Source organism: Microbacterium oxydans (assembly GCF_900095745.1).
GTDB classification, from domain to species: domain Bacteria; phylum Actinomycetota; class Actinomycetes; order Actinomycetales; family Microbacteriaceae; genus Microbacterium; species Microbacterium oxydans_B.
The window spans coordinates 147,791-163,337 of record NZ_FMIR01000014.1; the positions used below are offsets into that span (position 1 = coordinate 147,791).

The following is a 15,547-nucleotide window of genomic DNA, read 5'->3' on the forward strand; positions in this document are numbered from 1 at the left end:
ACCTACCGCAGCACGAGGGCGGCGGCGCCGATGAGGGGCCCTTCGTCACCCAGCCCCGAGCGCACCACGCGGGTGCGCCGGGAGTATTCGTGCACGGCGCTGGCGGTGAGGGCCTGCTGCACGAGGTCGATGTAGTCGGGTGACACGCGTGAGAAACCGCCACCGATGGCGACCACGTCGAGGTCGACCAGGGTCGCGGCGTCCGCGAGCGCTTCCCCGACAGCTCGGGCCGAGCGCTCGATCGCCGAGCGAGCGACGGTGTCGCCGGCCGCTGCGTCGCGCGCGAGGTCTTCGCCCGTGGCACCGGTCCAGCCCTGCTGCTGCGCCCAGGCCGCGCTCGCCGGCCCGGATGCGATCTCTTCAAGAGTCAGCCCGCCCTCACGACGCACCTGTCCGAGGTGTCCGGCGTTGCCTGTCGCACCGGGGATGTACGCACCGTTCGCGACGAAGCCGCCGCCGACACCGGTCGAGACGACGATCGACAGCGAGGCACCGGCACCTTGCGTCGCTCCGAGCCAGGATTCGGCGAGCGCGAGCGCACCACCGTCGTGGCCGAGAACCGTACGCACGTCGCGCCCCACGACCGTGGATGCTGCGGCGTGAACCGCCTCGGCGAGCGCGAAGCCGCGTGCGAGCGGCATGTTGACGGGCATGATCGTGCCGAGGGTCCGGTCGACGGGTCCGGCGCTGCCCGCACCTGCACCGACCAGCTCGGCATCCGCGGGCAGGGCGGCGAGCGCGTGCTCGACGATCGCGACGACCGCGGCGTTCAACGACTCGACCGTGGCTTCGCGCCCGGTCGCCTGCCGGCTGCGGCTGCCCGTGACGAGCACGCCGTCCTCCGCGACGAGCGCGGCCTCCATCTTCGTGCCGCCGACGTCGACGGCCAGCGCGTAGCGCGTCACTGGGGGTCGAGCCCGAGGTCGTCGAGGTCGAAGGCGGCGCGCCATTCGAGTCCCTCGGCTTCGATGGCGGCCTGCGCCCCGGTCTTGCGGTCGACGATCACGGCGACGGCGACGATCTCGGCACCCTCCTTGCGCAGCGCCTCGACCGCCTTGAGCGCCGACTGGCCAGTGGTCGAGGTGTCTTCGAGCACGACGACCCGCTTGCCCTTGACGTCGGCACCTTCGATCTGGCGGCCGCGGCCGTGGTCCTTGGGCTCCTTGCGCACGACGAACGCGTCGAGCGGACGATCGGTGGCGACCGAGGCGTGCAGCACGGAGTTCGCGATCGGGTCGGCGCCGAGGGTGAGCCCGCCGACGGCCACGACGTCGAGGTCGCCGATCAGGTCGAGCATGATCCGGCCGATCGCGGGAGCCGCCCTATGGTCGAGCGTGAGCTTGCGCATGTCGACGTAGTACGTCGCCTTCTTGCCGCTGGAGAGGGTGAAGTCGCCGTGGAACACCGCCTCGTCCTTGATCAGGTCGAGGAGGGTCTGGCGGTCTGCGTCGAGTGCGGTCACGGCATCCAGTGTAGGAGGTGGGCTCTAGGCTGGACGCATGCGCTTGGCCACCTGGAACGTCAACTCCATCCGCACCCGCGTCACCCGCACCGTCGAGTTCGCCGTCCGTGAAGACATCGACGTGCTGGCGATGCAGGAGATCAAGTGCAAGCCCGAGCAGTTCCCCTACGGACCGTTCGAAGAGGCCGGGTACCACGTCGAGGTGCACGGCCTGAACCAGTGGAACGGCGTCGCGATCGCGAGCCGCCTGCCGATCACCGACGTACGCACGGCGTTCGACGGGATGCCGGGCTTCGCCAAGGGGCATGAGGGTCCGGATGCTCCGCTCGAGGCCCGCGCGCTCGGCGTGATGGTCGACGGGGTTCGGGTGTGGAGCCTGTACGTGCCGAACGGTCGTTCGCTCGACGACCCGCACTACCTCTACAAGCTGCACTGGCTCGAGCAGCTGAAGAAGTCGACGGCGGCCGAGCTCTCGGCGAACCCCGACCTGCCGCTCGCTCTGGTGGGCGACTTCAACATCATCCCGTTCGACCACGACAACGGCGATCCCGACATCGTCGTCGGCCGGTCCACGCACGTGTCCCCGCAGGAGCGCGACGCGTTCTTCGCGTTCCAGGACGCGGGGGTCACCGACGTCGTGCGCCCGCTGCTGCCGGAGGGGTTCACGTACTGGGATTACCAGCGCCTCAAGTTCCCGCGCAACGAGGGCATCCGCATCGACTTCGTCCTGGGCTCGCGCACGCTCGCCGAGGCTGTGACCGGTGCGTCGATCCACCGGAACGAGCGCAAGGGCGAGCAGCCCAGCGACCATGTTCCCGTGGTGGTCGACCTCAGTTTCGGCGGCGCCGATGACGACGACGACCTTCCGATGATCTTCTCCTGACGGTCGTTCCTGTGACCGTGCGGCTGATCGCCACCGATCTCGACGGCACGCTGCTCGACTCCTCGTCCGCTGTCACGCCGCGCACGCGCGAGGCGCTCGATGCGGCTCGCGAGCGCGGCATCCATGTGGTCCCCGTCACGGCACGTCAGCCGATCGGGCTGCGGGCGATCGCGGCCGATGCGGGTTTCGACGGCTGGGCGCTTTGCAGCAACGGCGCCTATGCCGTGCGCCTGGACGACGGGCGGATGCTGTTCGCCGAAGAGCTTCCGCCGGACACGATCCGCACGCTGGTCGAGGCGCTGCGCGCCAGCATCCCGGGCCTGCTGTTCGCGAGTGTGCGGGAGGCCGGCGAGACCTTCGTGGCACAGGACGGCTACGCCGAGATCGCGCAGCTCTCCGACCACAAGCGCGACCCTCGAACGATGGGTGGCGTGCCGCTCGAGCAGGTGCTCGCGGCGCCCAGCCTGAAGCTCGTCATCCGGCATCCGGAACTCGCCCCTGCCGCTCTCTTCGACACGCTGCGCAGCCTCGGGCTGACCGGGTTCGAGGCGACCCTGTCGGGCGCTCCGTTCGTCGAGGTGATGGCCGAGGGCGTGACGAAGGCCACCGGCCTCGCCCGTCTGTGCGAGCACCTCGGCATCGACCGCGCCGATGTCGTGGCATTCGGCGACGCGCTCAACGACGTCGAGATGCTGCGCTGGGCCGGGCGCGGTGTCGCCATGGCCCATGCGGAACCCGTGGTTCAGGACGCGGCCGATGAGACGACCGCCTCGAACGACGACGACGGCGTGGCACAGGTGATCGAGCGACTGCTCGGCTGAGTTCAGCTCTCGACCCGGCGCCGACGCACGAGCAGTCCACCCAGAACGGCGAGCATGACGCCGAGCGCGATGATCGCGGTCGGCGTTTCCGCCCCGGTGGCCGCCAGTCGCGGTCCCGGAGTCACCGCAGCGCCACCGCTGGCCTCAGCCGCCGCTGTCACCACGAGCGTCGCGCTCGCGATCACGGCGCCGCCCGACAGCGCGACGAGACTGTGCGTGCCTGCTGGCGCGCTGGCCGGAATCCGCAGGGATCCTCGGAGGACACCATCCGCGTCGGCGGTGAGGGTACCGAGCGCGATCGGGTCGGAGCGCAGTTCGAAGGCGATGGTCGCTCCCGGAGCGAAGCCGGCACCGGAGACCGTGATGTCCTTGCCCGCCTGGATCGAGCCCACCGAGAGGCCCAGCGTCGGCTTCGGCTGGGGCTGCCCCTCCACGGGAACGAGCGTGAAGTCGACTCCGTTCACCGGCGTGCCGACTGCTGCGGGGACGGGTGTCGCTTGTGCAGCGGTCGTCACACCGTCGAAGTACTGCGGCTTCGCCGTGAGCGTGGAGCCGTCGAGGAACTCTGCCGACGCCTTGAGGATGTACGTCCCCGGCAGCAGGCGCAGCGTGTACTCGCCCGTGAGGTAGTCGGCCTGTGCGGAACCGACGAGTCGGTCGCCCTGCCACGCTTCGACGAGGATCCCCCGCACGTCGTCGCTGTCGATCGATACGCTCCCGGAGATGAGGCCGGCGCGGTCCATCACGGCATCGATGCCCGTGACACGCTGGCCCGAACCCACCACGACCGGAGTCGCTTCCTCGATGGTGCGCGCGTCCTCCCAGTACTCATCCGCGTGTTCGTCGCTGAAAGAGCGGAATTCGACGACGTAGGTTCCCGGCGGGAGCGCTGCCGAATAGGTCCCGTCGCCTTCGACGGAGTGACCGGAGATGTATCCGTCGCCGTTCGTCGATCTGATCCATACCGTCGCCATGGGGACCTCCCGGCCCTCCTGCGTCACCGTGCCTTCGATGTGGCCGACCGCGTCGAGGGCCGCGTCGATGCCGGCCGCTGTCTCGGTGCCCGTCACGGAGACCGCAGTCGCCGCGTCGTACCCGTACACGTTCTGCCAGTACTCCGTGGCGAGCTGTTCCCCGTCCGGCGAGAGGAACTGCACGACGTACTCCCCCTCGCTCAGCCCTTCGATGCGGTATGAGCCGTCGGCCCCGGTCTGAGCTGCGCCGACGATCTCATGCTGGTCGAGGGCGTTCACCGTCACGCCGGCGAGTGCCGAGCCGTCGCTGGCGGTCGTCACGACACCGGAGATAGTCGCGCCGCGCTTCAACGACGCATCGATGCCGGTGACTGCCGTCTCCTCACCGATGACGACCAACGTGCCGTCGCTCCAGATGGCGGTGTCCTTCCAATACTCGCGCTGGAGGTCGGTGCCTACCGGGAAGAACGACACGAGATAGGAGCCGGGGGCGAGCCCCGTCAGGGAGTACGCACCGGACTCGTCCGTGTAGTCCTCCACCCAGGGCGTCCCCTCACCACCGGTCGACACCAGCACCCCGGCGAGCGGAGTGCCGTCGTCCTCCTGGGTGACCACGCCGCTGATCGATCCCGTCGAGACGCCCGCGGGCGCGGCGGGCGCGCTCACCGCGGGCGCGCTCACCGCGGGCACGGCAGGCGCTGTTTCCCCGGGCGCGGCCGGCTCGGTTTCCTCGGGCGCGGCCGGCTCGGTTTCCTCCGGCGCGGCAGGCTCGCTCACCTCCGGGTCACTCACCTCGGCCACGCTGATGTCCACCGCGCCCGTTCCTTCGGCGCTCCACGTCACCGCGTCCGAGACCGAGTCTCCTGAATCGGCGGCCATCGCTGATGTGGCACCGCCGAAGGCGAAGGCGAGAGCCGCGACCCCACCGATGACAGCCTGAATGAATGCGCGACGTCGCGCCATGTTCCCCACCCTCCGAAGCGAGGTGGCGCCCGGCACCGTGCCGTCGCGTTCGACCTCGAAAAGCCGCCGATCGCTCGGCAGCATCTGCCCTGAATCTACCGGCTCAGGGCAACGGAGCGGAATAGTCGATTCGCGTGATCAACCCTGCGTTCGTGTTCACCCGAAGGTCCCGACCTCCGGCACGCGATCGGTGCGGCCGTAGCGGAGGAACATCACGCCGGCCTCGTCGGTGACCGGCGGCTGCAAGAGCCGCAGCACTGACGGCAGCGCGTTGTCGTCGAAGACCTTCTTGCCGGTGCCGAGCAGGATCGGATAGACCCAGAGGTTCAGCTCGTCGAAGAGCCCCTCGGCGAGCAGCGTGTGCACGAAGTCGATGCTGCCGATCACGTGCACCTCGCGATGGGCGGCCCGCAGCGCCGCGACCTCTGCCGCGAGGTCATCCCCGACCCGGCTGCTGCCCTGCCAGTCGAGCGCGAGATCGGCATCCCTCGTCGCCACGTACTTCGGGACGCGGTCGAACAGCCGGCCGATGTGCCCCTCGGGGCCATCGGTGTGGTGCGGCCAGTACGACGCGAAGATGTCGTACGTCCGACGACCGAGCAGCAGAGCATCGAGCCCCCGCATCCCGTTGTCCACCTCGGCGCCCATACCGGGTGACGGGTATCCCGCCTGCCAGCCGCTGAAGCGGAAACCACCCGACGTGTCTTCGCCGACGCCGCCCGGTCCTTGCGCGACACCGTCGAGGGTCATGAAGAGGTCGATCAGGATGCGGCCGGATGCGTCTTCGGTCTTGTCAGCGCTCATGTCAGTCAGTCAATAACAAGCGAATCCCGCCTACCAGCCCCTCCCCGATCCGCCGCTCGGGGGATGCTCCGGCGCGGTCGCCGCTCTACGGTGGAGAGATGCCTGCCCCTGCGTTCACCCGCACGCCGACCGCGCGCGAGCGACGAGCCGATGTCATCCTCGCCGCCGTCATGTTCGTCGGCGCGGTGCTGAGCGCGGGGCTCTCCTCGATCGCGGAGATCTACGGCGACGAGCAGGCACCCCTGTGGTGGGCACTCGTCTACGCCGTCGTCGCCACCGCTCCCCTGGCGTTCCGCCGCCGCTGGCCGGGTACCGCCGCCGTGATCGTGGCCGCGGCTTATTTCACGGCCGTCACCATCCGCGTCCCCGAGATCTACGTCGGCAACATCGTGATGTTCCTCACGCTGTACACGGTCGGCGCGTGGATGAACGACCGTCGTCGCGCGATGCTCGTGCGGGTCGGGATCATCGTGGGCATGTTCGTGTGGCTGATCCTCACGATGTACCGCGACGCGATCAGCGAGGCCGACAAGGCCGATGTCGCCGCCGGAGCCATGTCGCCGTACGTCGCCTTCATGCTGATCCAGCTGCTGCTGAATGTGCTCTACTTCGGCGGTGCCTACTACTTCGGCGAGCGCTCCTGGGCGGCGGCGGCGCAGCTGGCCGTGCTCGAGCAGCGCACCGTCGAGCTCGAGCGCGAGCGCGAGGTCACCGCAGCCCAGGCCGTCGCTCTCGACCGGGTGCGCATCGCCCGCGAGCTGCACGACGTCGTCGCCCACCACGTGTCGGTGATGGGCGTGCAAGCCGGCGCCGCGCGTCTCGTGCTCGAGCGCGATCCCGCGGAAGCCGCCCGCATCCTCTCCGGCGTCGAGGGCTCGGCGCGCGACGCGATCCACGAGCTTCGCCAACTGTTGGAGACCCTGCGCACACCGGGCGGCGAGACGACGGATGCGGCATCCACCCTCGCCCTGGACGACATCGCCGAGCTCGCGGAGGCGTCGACCGAGGCCGGGTTGCCGACCGAGTATGCGGTGATCGGCGAGGCCGTGCCCGTGCCAGCTCTCGTCGCCGTGAATCTGTACCGCATCGCCCAGGAGTCCCTCACGAACGCCCGTCGCCATGCCGGCAGCGGCGCGACAGCCGACGTCCGCGTGCGCTACGACGACGACGGCGTGGAGGTCGAGATCGTCAACACCGGGCGCGCGGTCGCCCACCTCCGTCCGGGGCTCGGGCAGCTGGGGATGCGGGAGCGTGCCGCGGCATCCGGAGGCACGCTCGAGGTGACGTCGCGGCCGCTGGGCGGGATGCGTGTGCGCGCCCGCGTGCCACTCCCGACACCGACCGGATCGAGCGTGCGATGAGCGAACCGATCCGGGTGCTGCTGGTCGACGACCACGCGCTGCTGCGCGCGGGCTTCCGCACCATCCTCGACACCCAGCCCGACATCACGGTGGTCGGCGAGGCCTCATCGGGAGCAGAGGCCGTGGCGCAGGCATCCGCCCTCCATCCCGACGTGATCACGATGGATGTGCAGATGCCCGACATGGACGGTATCGAGGCGACCCGTCGCATCGTCGCCGATCCCGCGGTCGCGGCGGCCATCGCGATCGTCACGACCTTCGACCGCGACGACTACCTGTACCAGGCGCTGGATGCCGGAGCCAGCGGATTCCTGCTCAAGAACGCCGGCGCCGAGGATCTGATCGCCGCCGTCCGCGCTCTGGCGGCCGGCGACGGGATGCTCGCCCCCGAGGTGACGCGTCGGGTTCTCGCGCGGTTCGCCGCGACCCCCGCACCGGCCACCTACTCCACGCCTCCGACGGGCACCCCTGCGCCCAGGGTCGCCCTCGCCGAGCCGCTCACCGAGCGTGAGGCCGAGGTGCTGACCCTGCTCGCCGACGCGCGCAGCAACGCCGAGATCGCGCGGGCGCTGTACATCGGCGAGGCCACGGTCAAGACGCACGTCTCGCGCATCCTGCAGAAGCTCGGCGCCCGCGATCGCGTGCAGGCCGTCGTGCTCGCGCACCGCATGGGCCTCGCGTAGGCGAGCCGATACGCCTCCGCGATAACCTCGGAGCCATGCCCGAAGCCGCACCCCTGTCCCGCTCGATCCTGGCGGGGGTGGTGACGGCCCTGGTCGGATTCACGAGCTCCTTCGCGGTCGTGCTGACCGGGCTCGATGCCGTCGGAGCGGACGCGGCGCAGGCGGCGAGCGGACTGCTCGCCGCGAGCGTGACGATGGGCCTCGCGTGCGTCGTGCTCGCGTGGCGGTATCGGATGCCGATCACGGTCGCGTGGTCCACTCCCGGCGCGGCCCTACTGGTGGCGACGGGCATCGTGGAGGGCGGCTGGCCGGCGGCGGTCGGGGCGTTCCTCGTGACCGCCGCACTCATCCTGCTCACGGCCCTGTGGCCGGCACTCGGCGGCCTGATCGCCCGCATCCCGCCGTCGATCGCGCAGGCGATGCTGGCCGGCGTGCTGCTGCCGCTGTGCCTGGCGCCGATCACGGGCATCGTCGCGAACCCGTGGGGCGTCATTCCGGTCGTGCTCACCTGGCTGGTGTTCGCCCGGCTCGCGCCGCGGTGGGCGGTTCCACTCGCGTTCGTCGCTGCCGCCGTGGTCGTCGCGGTGTCGCTGATCGGCGCTTCCACGGTGGACGAAGGCGCCCCGTTCGATCCCGCCGTGCTGCTGCCCCGGCTGGAGTTCACGGCGCCGACGTTCACGGTCGGGGCGCTGGTGGGGCTCGCGCTGCCGCTGTTCATCGTGACCATGGCCTCGCAGAACGTGCCGGGCATCGCCATCATGCGCAGCTTCGGCTACGAGGTGCCGTGGCGTCCGGCCATGCTGGTCACCGGCCTCGGCACCGCGCTCGGGGCGACGGCGGGCGGTCATGCCATCAACCTCGCCGCGATCAGCGCCGCCCTGGCCGCCTCACCGGATGCCGACCCCGACCCGAAGCGGCGCTGGGTCGCGGGCGTCTCCACGGGAGTCTCGTACCTCGTGCTCGGTGCGTTCTCCGCTGCCTTCGCCGCTCTCGTGGTGCTCGCGCCCGCCGCCGTGATCCCCGCGGTCGCCGGCCTCGCACTGTTCGCCGCGTTCGGGTCATCCGTGCAGCAGGCCATCGACGATCCGGGCGAGCGCATCCCCGCGGTCGTGACCTTCCTGGTCGCGGCATCCGACATCGCCGTCTTCGGCGTCAGCGCCGCGTTCTGGGCGCTGGTCGCCGGTCTCGTCGTGCGCACGGTGCTGCACTCCGGTCGTCGCTAGCCCGGGGTCAGCCGCGGGGCGGACGGGGTGGACGGGGGTGAGTCCGCCACAGGGGGGATGCCCCGGGATGCCTGCGCTCCGTAGCGTGAGGGTATGACGACAGGAATGCTCGAACTCTCCGGCATCACCAAGAGCTACGGCTCTCGGCGCGTGCTCGACGACGTGTCTTTCACAGTGGCCCCCGGCCGCTTGACGGGCTTCGTCGGCGGCAACGGCGCCGGCAAGACCACCACCATGCGCATCGTCCTGGGGCTGCTGTCCTCCGACGGCGGCAACGTCGCCCTCGATGGCGCACCGCTCACCGCCGAGGACCGCCGGCGCTTCGGTTACATGCCCGAGGAACGTGGCCTCTACCCGAAGATGAAGGTGCTCGAGCAGATCGTGTACCTCGCCCGCCTGCACGGCTTCGGCAAGCAGGATGCGACCGACCGGGCGACGGAGCTCCTCACCGAGCTCGGCCTTGGCGAACGACTGAACGACACGATCGAGTCGTTGTCGCTCGGCAACCAGCAGCGTGCGCAGATCGCCGCCTCGCTCGTGCACGACCCCGAGGTGCTCATCCTCGACGAGCCTTTCTCCGGCCTCGACCCGCTCGCGGTCGATGTGGTCGCCGGCGTGCTGCAGTCCAGCGCCGCGAAGGGCGCATCCATCCTGTTCTCCTCCCACCAGCTCGATGTGGTCGAACGCCTGTGCGACGACCTCGTCATCCTCGCCGGCGGCACGATCCGCGCCTCCGGCTCGCGCGATGCGCTGCGCGCCGAGCACGCCCGTGACCGCTACGAACTCGTCTCGGCCGGAGACGCCGGATGGCTGCGCACCGAGCCCGGTGTGACGGTCGTCGACTTCGAGGGCGGCTATGCCCTGTTCGACGCCGACGGCCCTGAGACGGCGCAGCGGGTGCTGCACTCCGCCGTGCAGCGCGGCGACGTCGCGAGCTTCGCGCCGAAGCATCCGTCCCTCGCCCAGATCTTCAAGGAGGTCATCCAGTGAGCACCCCTGCCCCCGTCCGCAGCACCAACGGCATCTGGCTCGTCGCCGAGCGCGAGATCGGATCGAAGCTGCGCAGCAAGGCCTTCCTGATCTCGACCGGCATCCTGCTGGTGCTCGCCCTCGCCGGCATCATCCTCGGTGGCTTCGCGAGCAAGAACACCGAGACGACGCCGATCGCCGCGACCGCGGAGACCTCTGCCGCCGTCTCCGCCATCCCGGGCTTCGAAGTCACCGAGGTGGCCGACCAGGCCGCCGCCGAGGCGCTCGTGCGTGACGACAAGGTCGAAGCCGCGGTGCTGCCCGGCGACGGACCCTCGGGATACACGATCGTCGCACTGCAGGATGCGCCGAGTTCGCTGGTCTCGGCACTGTCCCAGTCGCCCGACGTCGTGATCCTCGAGCCGGTCACGACGAACCCGCTCCTGCGCTACTTCATCGCGATCGCGTTCGGCCTCGTGTTCATGATGGCCGCCGCGACGTTCGGCGGCACCATCGCGCAGAGCGTCGTGGAGGAGAAGCAGACGCGCGTGGTCGAGGTGCTGCTGTCGGCGATCCCGGCGCGCACCCTGCTGGCCGGGAAGGTCATCGGCAACACGGTTCTGGCGATGGGCCAGATCCTCGCCCTCGCGGCCGTCGCCACGATCGGGCTGATCGTCACCGGTCAACGCGAGGTGCTGACCACGTTGGGCGCGCCGATCATCTGGTTCGCCGTGTTCTTCCTGTTCGGCTTCATCCTGCTGGCGGCCATGTTCGCCGCCGCCGCCTCGATGGTGTCACGCCAGGAGGACATCGGCTCCACGACCACGCCGATCACGATGCTGATCATGGCGCCGTACATCCTGGTCATCGTGTTCAACGACAACCCGCTGGTGCTGACGATCATGTCGTACGTGCCGTTCTCGGCCCCGGTCGGCATGCCGATGCGCCTGTTCGTCGGCGAGGCGCAGTGGTGGGAGCCGCTGCTGAGCCTGGTGATCCTGCTCGCGAGCTGCGTGGCCGCGATCGCCATCGGCGCGAAGATCTACGAGAACTCGCTGCTGCGCATGGGTTCGCGGGTCAAGCTCAGGGACGCACTGCGCGCCTGACGCACCGCGGGAACGAGAGACCCCCTGCAGCCGATGTCCGGCGGCAGGGGGTCTTCACGTTTCAGACCGGGGCCGTGGACTTCCGCTCGACCAGCGTCGCGGGGAGCGTGTAGTAGCGGACAGGCGTGTCCGCGCCGCCGATCGCCGTGCGCAGGAGGTCGACGGCGAGGCGCCCCATCTCGTCGTACGGCTGGCGCATCGTGGTGAGCGGCGGGTTCATCAGCGATGCCGCCCGCTCGTCGTCGAAACCCGCGACCGAGATGTCCCGGGGAACCACGAGCCCATGCCGCGCGATCGTACGCAGCACCGCTGGCGCGACCAGGTCAGCGACGCAGAAGATCGCGTCCGGGCGATCCCCCGCGGCGAGCAGGTCGTCGAGCGGCGCGACGAGCTCGATCGTCTCGTCGCCCAGTTCACGCCAACCGAGCACCAGGTCTTCGTCGACGGGGATGCCGGCGGCCGCGAGCGCTTCGCGGTAGCCGGCGAGGCGCTCCTCGATGAACAGCCCTTCGCCCCAGGAGGGGTCGAGCTCATCCATCGCCGCCCCCACGAAGGCGATGCGCCGGTGGCCCTGCTCGATCAGGTGCTCGGTCATCTGCCGTGCACCCTCGCGATTGCCGACGGTCACCGTCGCCAGGTGCAGTGTGTGGACGCTGTCGTCGATCGCGACCACCGGCAGCCCGATGCGGTCGCACGCGGCGCGGATCGCGAGCTGATCGGGAACGCTCACGGCGATCACACCCTCGGTCGGCACATCGGCCAGGCCCTCGATCAGTGCGTCGAGTCCCCCCTCGCCCTCCGTGGCGGGGTGGATGAAGAGGTGGATGCCGGCTTCGGCGGCCGCGGTGACCGCAGACCTCAGCACCGGCTCCCACCACCCCCACGAGGAGTCCGGGACGATGACGCTCAACGCGCTGAAGGAACCCCGCCGCAGCGCTCGCGCCGTTCCCGAGGGCCGATAGCCGAGCGCCGCGGCGACTTCGCGCACGCGGGCGGTGGTCTCGGCGCTGACGTCCGGGCGGCCGTTCAGAGCCCGGGAGACGGTGGCGACGCCGACGCCCGCCTCACGCGCGACATCGGTCAGGGTCGCTCTCGCGGTGGCCATGCCTTCTCCCTGGTGCTGAAGTCGTACTTGACGAATTCTTTCTTGTGCTCGTACTCTATGAGAACCTTACCGGAAACGTTTCCGGTAACGATTCCGGATCGCACCCGAACAGCCATCCGAAACCCATCCACTCAAAGGAGAGTCACGCCGTGACCGATACCCGCCCCGCCGGTTCCGCACCGGCATCCGACGTCGTCGCGACGAGAGTCGGGCCGTTCTTCATCGTCGTCTACGCCCTCGCCCTGTTCGGCATCTGGATGTCGATCATGCTGCCCGCGTCGGTCACCATCGCGCTGCGCATCTCCGAGCTCGACCCCGAGGGCAAGACCACGAGCTACTCGATCGCGGCCGGCGTCGGCACGCTGGTGGCCCTGCTCGCCAACCCGTTCTTCGGCCGCCTCAGCGACAATACCCGAAGCCGCTTCGGACGCCGTCGTCCCTGGATCGCGATCGGCCTGCTCGGCACCATGGCCGGCGCACTCGTCATCGCCCTGAGCGGATCGTTCGCGATGCTGCTGGTCGGCTGGATCATCATGCAGGCGTTCATCAACGCCTCCATCGCCGCCGCGCTCGCCGTCGTCGCCGACCGCGTCCCCGCTGCTCAGCAGGGTCTCGTCGGTGCACTCTCGGGCATGGCCTCCTCCGCCTCCCTGGTCGTCGGCGTGTACTTCGTAGAGTGGTTCCCGACGAACATGCTCGCCCAGTTCGGACTCCCGGTGCTGATCGCCCTCGTCTTCTGCGGCATCCTGATGTGGCTGCTGCGCGGAGACGACTCCCGCGACCTTCCGCGACAGCCCTTCGGTGTGGCCGAGTTCTTCGGCAGCTTCTTCATCAACCCGCGCAAGTCCCCCGACTTCGCCCTGTTCCTGGTGACGATGTTCCTGGTCTCCTGCGGCATCGCGGTGGTCGGCACCTACACCGTGTACATCCTGCAGGACCGGGTGAACGTGTCGGATGACCAGATCGGCGGCGTGATCACCCTCGCCTACGTGATCCCCGGGCTCATCGCCACCGTGCTGTCGCCCTTCGTGGGCTGGCTCAACGACAGGACGAAGCGCCGCAAGATGCTCATGGGGGCGGCGGCCGTCGTGATCGCGATCGGCACCCTGTCGCTCTCGTTCACCACCGAGGTCACGCCGTACCTGATCGCCGTCGCCATCGCGTCCGGCCTCGGAACGGGTCTGCTCTCCGGCACCTACATCGGTCTCGCGATCTCGACGATGAACGACCCGAACTCCTCGGCGCGCGACCTGGGCGTGACGAACATCGCCTACACGCTGCCGTTCTCGATCATGCCCTTCGCCGCCCCGCTCCTGCTCGGCATCGGCGGCGGTCAGGGCAACTACCCCGCGCTGCTCATCACCGGCGCCGTCCTCTCCCTCGTCGGGCTCGTCCCGCTGGCATTCATCAAGGCAACGAAGTAAGGAAACCCATGGCCGACTACCTCGACCCCGCCCTGCCCACCGCCCGACGGGTCGAAGACCTCCTCAGCCGGATGACCGTCGCCGAGAAGGCCGCGCTGATGTTCCACCCCTCCACCCAGCCGGGCCCGACTCCCGACGACCCGGCGGCTCTCGCCGTCGCCGAAGAGGATGCCGTCGTCCGCGGCATCTCGCACTTCAACGTGCTCGGCGGCGAGGATTCCGCCGCCGTCGCCCGCTGGCACAACACGATCCAGGAGATGGCCGAGAGCACCCGGCTCGGCATCCCGATCACGCTGTCGTCCGATCCGCGCCACGGCTTCCGCGACAACCCGTTCACCGGCCAGGCATTGAACAGCCTTTCGCGCTGGCCCGAGACCACGGGCATCGCCGCGATCGGCACCACCGACGCCGCACGCCGCTACGGCGAGAGCATCCGTCGCGAGTTCCTGGCGATGGGCATCCGCGTGTACCTCGGGCCCATGGCCGACATCTTCAGCGAGCCGCGGTGGTCGCGCGGGTTCGGAACCTGGGGTGAGCATCCGTCCAGGGTCGCCGAGTTCACCGTCGCCTTCATCGAGGCGCTGCGCGGAGGCGCCGAGCTCGGTCCCGACTCGGTCGCCGCCGTCGTCAAGCACTTCCCCGGCGGCGGACCCCAGCTGCGCGGCGACGACGCCCACGACCCGCGCTACCCCGAGCAGGTGTACCCCGGCGGGCAGCAGGAGCTGCACATCGAGCCGTTCACCCGCGCGTTCGCCGCCGGAGTGACCCAGGTCATGACCTACTACGGCAAGCCGGTCGGCACCGCGTGGCCCGAGGTCGGCTTCGCATTCAACGAGCCGGTCGTCCAGGGCATCCTGCGCGAGCGCCTCGGCTTCGACGGCATCGTCGTCACCGACTGGAACCTCCTCGAGTCGACGAAGGTCGGCGGCCTCGACTTCGGCCCGAACGGATGGGGCCTCGAAGATCGCACGCCCGTGGAGCGGACGAAGATCGCCCTGGATGCCGGTGTCGACCAGTTCGGCGGCGACCGCAACCCGGCCCTGATCGAGGAACTGGTCGACGGCGGGCTCGTTCCTGAATCCCGCCTGGACGAGTCGGTACGTCGACTCCTGCACGAGAAGTTCCGCCTCGGCGCCTTCGAGCACCGTCGGGTCGACGTCGACGAGGCCCGCGCGATCTGCGGCTCTCCGGAGCTGATGGAGGCCGGAGAGGAGGCACAGCGCGAGTCGCTCGTGCTCGTCTCCCGCACCGATGACACCCCTATCCCGCCGACCGCCAGGATCTTCCTCGACGGGCTCACAGCCGACGAGGCCGACATCCCGAACGAGATCGTGGACGACCCGAAGTCGGCGGACGCGATCGTCGTGCGCCTCGACGCCCCGTACGAGAACGGTCGCGGGTCGCTGGGCGACTTCTTCCGCGGGGGCAGCCTCGAGTTCTCGGCAGCGCAGCTCGATCGGCTGCGCTCCTCCGCGGCGATCGCCCCCGTGCACGTGGCCGTGTTCCTGGAACGGCCGGCCGTGCTCGGCCCGCTCACCGAGATCGCCGCGAGTGTCGTGGGCGATTTCGGGGCCAGCGACGCACGCGTGCTCGAGGCGCTCACGGGTCGCGCGGCGTTCACGGGCACCCTGCCCTTCGACATCCCCTCGTCGATGGCCGCCGTCGAGGCCTCTCGCGAGGACGTACCCTTCGACACCGCGGCGCCGGGCTTCCGCTTCGGCCACGGCATCCGCACCGAGGTCGTCGTCACGGTCTGAACCGAAGAAAGC

14 protein-coding genes are annotated in these 15,547 nt (G+C 69.8%); 9 read left to right on the forward strand and 5 right to left on the reverse strand.

Annotation, left to right across the window (positions count from 1 at the left end; genetic code table 11):
- Positions 1 to 2: 2 nt before the first annotated feature.
- Positions 3 to 905 (reverse strand): ROK family protein, encoded by a 903-nt coding sequence (locus tag BQ2383_RS07170; protein ID WP_091031782.1) that lies wholly within the window; start codon positions 903 to 905, stop codon positions 3 to 5.
- Complete coding sequence (gene pyrE / locus BQ2383_RS07175; protein ID WP_029262822.1) at positions 902 to 1,462, reverse strand: orotate phosphoribosyltransferase; 561 nt, start codon at positions 1,460 to 1,462, stop codon at positions 902 to 904. Before pyrE ends, BQ2383_RS07170 begins: the two co-directional genes overlap by 4 nt.
- 37 nt (positions 1,463 to 1,499) lie before the next feature.
- Here pyrE and BQ2383_RS07180 point away from each other — a divergent pair, with 37 nt between their 5' ends.
- Together BQ2383_RS07180 and BQ2383_RS07185 are read left to right on the forward strand one after the other, a co-directional pair.
- Positions 1,500 to 2,345: an exodeoxyribonuclease III gene (locus BQ2383_RS07180; protein WP_091031786.1), complete on the forward strand. Its 846-nt coding sequence runs from the start codon at positions 1,500 to 1,502 to the stop codon at positions 2,343 to 2,345.
- An 11-nt stretch (positions 2,346 to 2,356) separates the two neighbouring features.
- Entirely contained in the window at positions 2,357 to 3,166 is an 810-nt protein-coding gene (locus BQ2383_RS07185; protein ID WP_091031790.1) for a Cof-type HAD-IIB family hydrolase, read from the forward strand.
- Positions 3,167 to 3,168: 2 nt separating this feature from the next.
- Here BQ2383_RS07185 and BQ2383_RS07190 read toward each other — a convergent pair whose 3' ends face one another.
- Together BQ2383_RS07190 and BQ2383_RS07195 are read right to left on the reverse strand one after the other, a co-directional pair.
- Positions 3,169 to 5,103 carry a carboxypeptidase regulatory-like domain-containing protein gene (locus BQ2383_RS07190; RefSeq protein WP_167381555.1) on the reverse strand — a complete coding sequence of 645 codons (1,935 nt, stop codon included), beginning with the start codon at positions 5,101 to 5,103 and terminating at the stop codon, positions 3,169 to 3,171.
- Between the two features lie 156 nt (positions 5,104 to 5,259).
- Entirely contained in the window at positions 5,260 to 5,907 is a 648-nt protein-coding gene (locus BQ2383_RS07195; RefSeq protein ID WP_091031796.1) for a dihydrofolate reductase family protein, read from the reverse strand.
- Between the two features lie 98 nt (positions 5,908 to 6,005).
- Between BQ2383_RS07195 and BQ2383_RS07200 the strand changes: the two genes are divergently transcribed.
- The 5 genes from BQ2383_RS07200 to BQ2383_RS07220 all read left to right on the forward strand — a co-directional run bounded on the left by BQ2383_RS07200 (position 6,006) and on the right by BQ2383_RS07220 (position 11,249).
- The gene (locus BQ2383_RS07200; protein ID WP_091031800.1) at positions 6,006 to 7,268 is read left to right on the forward strand and encodes a sensor histidine kinase; all 1,263 of its coding nucleotides are present in this window, start codon (positions 6,006 to 6,008) and stop codon (positions 7,266 to 7,268) included.
- Complete coding sequence (locus BQ2383_RS07205) at positions 7,265 to 7,951, forward strand: response regulator (protein WP_091031804.1); 687 nt, start codon at positions 7,265 to 7,267, stop codon at positions 7,949 to 7,951. Before BQ2383_RS07200 ends, BQ2383_RS07205 begins: the two co-directional genes overlap by 4 nt.
- Positions 7,952 to 7,986: 35 nt before the next feature.
- Complete coding sequence (locus BQ2383_RS07210) at positions 7,987 to 9,174, forward strand: benzoate/H(+) symporter BenE family transporter (RefSeq protein ID WP_091031808.1); 1,188 nt, start codon at positions 7,987 to 7,989, stop codon at positions 9,172 to 9,174.
- Between the two features lie 105 nt (positions 9,175 to 9,279).
- Positions 9,280 to 10,164 (forward strand): ABC transporter ATP-binding protein, encoded by an 885-nt coding sequence (locus BQ2383_RS07215; protein ID WP_091031812.1) that lies wholly within the window; start codon positions 9,280 to 9,282, stop codon positions 10,162 to 10,164.
- Complete coding sequence (locus BQ2383_RS07220; RefSeq protein ID WP_091031815.1) at positions 10,161 to 11,249, forward strand: ABC transporter permease; 1,089 nt, start codon at positions 10,161 to 10,163, stop codon at positions 11,247 to 11,249. Before BQ2383_RS07215 ends, BQ2383_RS07220 begins: the two co-directional genes overlap by 4 nt.
- Positions 11,250 to 11,310: 61 nt before the next feature.
- On the opposite strand, the gene BQ2383_RS07225 is transcribed toward BQ2383_RS07220, so the two are convergent.
- A complete protein-coding gene (locus tag BQ2383_RS07225) occupies positions 11,311 to 12,354 on the reverse strand; it encodes a LacI family DNA-binding transcriptional regulator (RefSeq protein ID WP_091031818.1) in 1,044 nt (347 codons plus the stop codon).
- Positions 12,355 to 12,503: 149 nt separating this feature from the next.
- Here BQ2383_RS07225 and BQ2383_RS07230 point away from each other — a divergent pair, with 149 nt between their 5' ends.
- Both BQ2383_RS07230 and BQ2383_RS07235 read left to right on the forward strand, forming a co-directional pair.
- A complete protein-coding gene (locus BQ2383_RS07230) occupies positions 12,504 to 13,778 on the forward strand; it encodes an MFS transporter (RefSeq protein ID WP_244175929.1) in 1,275 nt (424 codons plus the stop codon).
- Between the two features lie 8 nt (positions 13,779 to 13,786).
- Entirely contained in the window at positions 13,787 to 15,535 is a 1,749-nt protein-coding gene (locus tag BQ2383_RS07235) for a glycoside hydrolase family 3 protein (protein WP_091031822.1), read from the forward strand.
- Positions 15,536 to 15,547: the final 12 nt, after the last annotated feature.